Origin of the sequence: Vibrio thalassae, assembly GCF_900089835.1 — a bacterium.
Classification (GTDB): Bacteria; Pseudomonadota; Gammaproteobacteria; order Enterobacterales; family Vibrionaceae; genus Vibrio; species Vibrio thalassae.
This window is the reverse complement of record NZ_OANU01000051.1, coordinates 1-5,987: the sequence shown is the minus strand read 5'-3', so window position 1 is coordinate 5,987 and position 5,987 is coordinate 1. Positions and strand designations below refer to the sequence as shown.

The following is a 5,987-nucleotide window of genomic DNA, read 5'->3' as shown; positions in this document are numbered from 1 at the left end:
CTTTATATTCGTTCACACGAATATGTAAACCTCATAATTATGGGTTTTAAATCTCAAAAATACAGTATAGATTCTACAGATTATCAAGTCGGTCAAGACAACATCACTAAATGGGGCATGGATGTTCACAATACAGTGTTTACCGCTTCTGCGGGCTTATCCATCCTCTTCATCGTCACTCTCTTAGTCCTTTCCCCCGAAGACGCCAAAGCAGCCATCGATGCCGTTAAATCCGCTGCATTATCAAAGTTTGATTTTGTCTTTATGTGGGGAGCAAACATTCTTCTGATTTTTGCCGTGCTGATTGCTTTGTCTCCTCTCGGTAAAATTCGATTAGGTGGCGACAATGCCACTACAGACTACTCAACCATATCCTGGATCGCCATGTTATTTGCTGCTGGTATGGGTATCGGTTTGATTTTTTGGGGTGTCGCAGAGCCTACCGCCTTTTACACCAATTGGTTTGGTACACCGTTAGGTGTTGAGCCATTTACACCAGAAGGGCGGGAACTGGCCTTAGGTTCAGCGGTATTCCATTGGGGCCTTCACGCCTGGGCTATTTACGGCATGGCAGCCTTGTCGCTTGCTTACTTTGTCTATAATAAAGGGCTTCCGTTATCAATGCGTTCGGTGTTCTACCCTCTGCTTGGAGATAGAGTTTGGGGAAGAATCGGGGATGTTATCGATGTGATGGCTGTCCTAGTTATCTTATTTGGCCTTGCAACATCACTAGGGTTGGGTGGTTCACAAGCAGCCAGCGGAATCAGCCATGTATTCGGACTAAATAACAGCCTCCTACTGCAAATTGCGATTATTCTGACAATCATGGGATTAGCTATCGTTTCTGTCGTTCGCGGTATGGATGGTGGCGTTAAGATGTTGAGTAACCTCAACATGATTATTGCGTTCATTTTCCTTGGCTTTATTGGTATTTTGAACTTCACGACAGTGCTAGACTCCGTTTCAACCGCTGTTGTTGGCTATGTAAAAAACATCATTCCACTGAGCCAAACGACTGGTCGTGAAGACACTACTTGGTTACATGGTTGGACGGTATTCTATTGGGCCTGGTGGGTCGCTTATGCACCATTTTTCGGCATGTTTGTTGCGCGAATTTCAAAAGGTAGAACAATTCGCGAATTCTTATTCTGCGTGTTGGTTATCCCTACGCTCGTGACAACAGCGTGGATGTCATTCTTTGGTGGTGTCGCTATCCAACAGGTTATTGACCATGCCGGTTTACTTGGCGCAGCACAAGGTATCGGGGACGTATCACTCAGCTTATTCTATATGCTAGACGCCTACCCTATCGGTAACATCCTATCGCTGATAGCTGTTGCTTTGATTATTGTATTCTTTGTCACTACTCTGGACTCAGGGTCAATCGTGGTAGACAGTATGACTGCGGGCGGCAAACTTGAACTCCCTATTAAACAAAAAGTGGTTTGGGCAGTAATCTCAGCAGTGATCGCAGTAGTCATGTTGTGGATCGGTGGAACGCAATCGATTCAAGCACTTCAATCGATCACCATCATTGCAGCCCTGCCATTTACACTTATTCTAATTTTAGGGTGCGTGAGCTTGATTAAAGGCTTGCTAACGGAGGTTGAACGGCCTCAAGTAGCTAGCGACAAATCCGCTTAGTAAAACAATCAGGGCTTATCGTAGTTTAATTACGGTAAGCCTTTTTCTCTCATCTTCCCACTGCACGGCCTTTTAAATCAATCGATTCGCTTCAAACTTCATATAAGCGTCGATAGAACTCCCTATCTACTGGTCAATTCTTTCGAAAATCATTTTAGAGAAATGTTTGATAGTACCCCAAAGTGGAATTAGAACCCCGCCCACTGACCAATCGGTAAGTCACTATGACGGATAGTATGATGGACAAGAAAGAAAAGATTATTGAAGTTGCCTTGCAGCTGTTTGCAGAGCATGGCTTTGAAAAAACGCCTATTTCAACTATCTGCGAGCAAGCAGAAATTTCAAAAGGCTCAGTTTTTCATCACTTTAAGAATAAAAATGAACTGCTAAGAGCGGTGTTCACCCATATGACCGACATCAACAACAACGTTGACCAGCAAGATGAGCACTTAACTTCATCAGAAGGAAGACTAGAGGCGATGATTGATTCCATATTCGTGGGAATGACGATTGCACAACATCGAAAAATGTATCATTTTAACTTCAGTGTTATGGTACACCCGACTACCCGAAATATTGTCTTAGACCTTATTGAAGAAAGGTATCAGGGCTTGCAGGCGTCAACCGAAGAGGTGTTCCGTGCCCTTTCACATCCCAATCCGTCGGTGGTGACAAGAATGCTAATCGCTACAATACACCGCATAATGGTAAGCGGGTATTTCTATCCACCTAGTCCTTTATTGGTCCGTTGCTACACGGCAGCAGATCACTAAAATCGCAAACGCCTAGTCAATAACCTGTAGGTGAACGGTTACCCCGAAAACGGCAAATGGGCTGCGTCCTCAGCCAGCGTTCGCCGTCGTTTTGGCGACCAAATGCTCTAGCTATGATCAATATCAGCATACTGTATATAAACATCAAGCTAACACTACCTCCACTTCCTTCAATTGGCGTTCTTCCTTCAATTGGCGTTGTGGACTTGTTGTTGAGAACATAGCTTGGATCGTCTATTTGACCATTTCGAATACCGTCGTTGTCATGACGCCCTCCATCTTTTATTGTTACTTCAAGGCAATGAGCACCTTCAGTCAAGGTATCGACATACTCTTCTGAGCCAGGCGGTGGACAAAAACCAGGCTCACCGACCGCATACCGTAAACCACTACCAGGCTCTGTGATGTCAAAATCAAACCACCCTTCTTTATCCGAGTACTTTCGTAATACGCTGTTTATTGTAAACGGTGATGTGAGAGGTAAAACAATGGTGACACTGTCATTAATGACATTTGTTACAGTAAAATTATGAACATTACTTTCAACATAAACCTCTAGGTTTTCGTCATCTGGAGGTAATTTAAAAATATCATTAGGGTCTTCACCCAAATCAACGACCTTCACAAATGGGCTGTAACTGCCCACACTTTCCGATACCAGGCCCAACTTTAAGCAACTACCAGGGGTTGATTCCAATACATAACCACCTGTTGTTGCGACTTTATCGTTGTCGATAACTTGCAATTCGCAGACATCAACACTATCGAGATAATCTGGGATCAAGTCACCGTCACTATCAACAAATCCTTCATCTTTATCTGAAATACCGTCTCTATCACTATCCTTATCAAAAAATAGATCTTGAGGCTCTATAACACGCAGTAACGCTTTACCTATGATGGGTGGAATATCTGAATTAACTGGCTTCCCTATATACTCAAACTCATGACGCCCAATTGATAGAGCCTTGCCTATTGCGAGCGGATTGTTATTCATGGTGTTACCAATGAACTCAGCGTCCTCCCCAAAATGACGATAATACCATTCAAACTCTATGTCGATTGCGAATTGAGCAATGGTAGCAGCCACTGATAACTCTTCTACCAACTCTGGGTAGGCAAGCGTCACGATTTGACGGTCACGATCAATAACATTCGCTTCAATAACAGGGATCGGCGTACCTTCATTTATGTCAATCTGAACGGAGTCATATACCCCTTTATTGACAGACAGATCGAGATTCACCACTACAGTTTCTGTACCTTCAATCACATCATCAGCATAAACGTCAAATTCCATCGATGCCGTACGACCTTTTTCAATAGACATTATCATTGTTGGCGATAATCCGTGGTCGTTACCATCACTGCTTGAAGCTTCTTGCACAATGTTCAATGGAATATTAACTGGATAATCCGGCGCTAATCCATTAAGTCTTATGGTTAATATGGATTTCTCGCCTTCATAAGCAATTCTTTTTTGTTCGATATTAACCTGAGGATTCACCTTGAATAATTGACCGGCAATGGATTCTCGCCCTTGATCATCTATAGCGATCCAATACACCACTTGATTACCAGGACGAATTCGAGGTGTACCATCGATTGTTACCGAGACTGGATTGCCCAAGGTGTCAACAGCACTAGGAGAAAGTGCATCGATTCGAGTGAATAGCCCTTCAGCATCGATTTCTATCGGGCTGATATTCTTAAACACAGGCGCATCAGCATTTGTACTACCTGAAGTCAATTTGAGCAATTCGTCAAAAACATCGCCATTAACGTCGTTCCACTGGTAATTTATGTAGAATTGCTCCGGTAGATTCGCCGGCGCATGGAATAATATCCTATTATCAGCAATGGCGATTTTACCGAAGCGTGATGATACATCGGCTAAACTTGCACCAGTCGTTAATGTGACAGGAATAAATTCAAGTACCTCACCCGAGACAACAACAACACTGTCATCTTTACCAACATTTAAAGTTCTTGATGGTTGTATGCCAGCATCGGGGATACCATCACCATTAAAGTCTACCGAGAAAAACTTGTCTGTGGGAAAGGCGTCAAGATGATTGGCGACACCATCACCATCCATGTCCTTATCCCAGTCATCAATAATGCCGTCGCCATCCATATCGTTTTCTAAACTAGGAATATTGACGGTATCAACTAATGCTTGAATATCATCAAAGGCGTTAACCAATTTATCTTTTAATCCTTTGTTAATCTCACTGAGGTTTGTATCAGATACTGCCATGATACCGACAGTCTCATACTCCAAGCTTGATGGTGGTGTTTTCGTTGGATCATTAAGGTAGTCGTTGATGATATTGTAAGCAGAAACGTAATCTTGGATACTCTCAAGACTTGTCAATTCACCTGATGTAATTTTATTAATGACTCTGTCCAAGCTGCTATCATCGAGCCCAGAAACCCCTGCAGCCTCGAGCTCATTTTGTTCCAGCGTCGCCGTGGCGTTGGCGCCATTGGCAATGATATCGGCCAAATCATTCACTGCTGATACAGCATCACTGATTTGTTGATTGGTTAAGGTTTGACTATCTAGACTACTCAACGCTTCAGCGTACAAGCTCTGATTACTTTCTATTGCACTGGATATGCCCGCAAGCGCATTGATTTGCGCCGCGGTCGCTAATGTGCCGTCATTATTGCCTTCGATGTCTTCAACAATGGCGTTAAAACCATCCACTGCACTTTGAATAGCTGCAATCGTGGTCAGCTCTCCCGTGGCAATTTGATCGACAATCTGGGGTGTACTGACCATATCTAGACCAGTGACGCCCATCGCTTCAAGCTCATTTTGTTCAAGCGTCGCCGTGGCGTTGGCGCCATTGGCAATGAAATCGGCCAAATCATTCACTGCTGATATAGCATCACTGATTTGTTGATTGGTTAAGGTTTGACTATCTAGACTACTCAACGCTTCAGCGTACAAGCTCTGATTACTTTCTATTGCACTGGATATGCCCGCAAGCGCATTGATTTGCGCCGCGGTCGCTAATGTGCCGTCATTATTGCCTTCGATGTCTTCAACAATGGCGTTAAAACCATCCACTGCACTTTGAATAGCTGCAGTCGTGGTCAGCTCTCCCGTCGCGATTTGATTGACAATCTGGGGTGTACTGACCATATCTAGACCAGTGACGCCCATCGCTTCAAGCTCATTTTGTTCAAGCGTCGCCGTGGCGTTCGCGCCATTGGCAATGAAATCGGCCAAATCATTCACTGCTGATATAGCATCACTGATTTGTTGATTGGTTAAGGTTTGACTCTCTAGACTACTCAACGCTTCAGCGTACAAGCTCTGATTACTGTCTATCGCGTCCGATATGCCTGCAAGCGCATTGATTTGCGCTGCGGTCGCTAATGTGCCGTCACTGTTGCCGTCGATGTCTTCAACAATGGCGTTAAAACCATCCACTGCACTTTGAATAGCTGCAATCGTGGTCAGCTCTCCCGTCGCGATTTGATTGACAATCTGGGGTGTACTGACCATATCTAGACCAGTGACGCCCATCGCTTCAAGCTCATTTTGTTCAAGCGTCG

Annotated in this window: 3 protein-coding genes; 2 read left to right on the top strand and 1 reads right to left on the bottom strand. The window is 44.1% G+C overall.

Annotation, left to right across the window (positions count from 1 at the left end; translation table 11 throughout):
* Nucleotides 1-39 precede the first annotated feature (39 nt).
* Entirely contained in the window at nt 40-1,644 is a 1,605-nt protein-coding gene (locus tag VTH8203_RS14325) for a BCCT family transporter (RefSeq protein WP_096994286.1), read from the top strand.
* 224 nt (nt 1,645-1,868) lie between these two features.
* On the top strand, nt 1,869-2,417 hold the full coding sequence (locus VTH8203_RS14320) for a TetR/AcrR family transcriptional regulator (RefSeq protein WP_244181220.1): 549 nt from the start codon (nt 1,869-1,871) through the stop codon (nt 2,415-2,417).
* Nucleotides 2,418-2,433: 16 nt separating this feature from the next.
* Here VTH8203_RS14320 and VTH8203_RS14315 read toward each other — a convergent pair.
* A partial coding sequence (locus VTH8203_RS14315) for a methyl-accepting chemotaxis protein (protein ID WP_158296149.1) occupies nt 2,434-5,987 on the bottom strand: 3,554 nt, incomplete at its 5' end.

Coding starts and splice junctions, on each gene's coding strand:
- VTH8203_RS14325 (WP_096994286.1), top strand. CDS start 40: ATGGGTTTTAAATCTCAAAAATACAGTATAGATTCTACAGATTATCAA.
- VTH8203_RS14320 (WP_244181220.1), top strand. CDS start 1,869: ATGACGGATAGTATGATGGACAAGAAAGAAAAGATTATTGAAGTTGCC.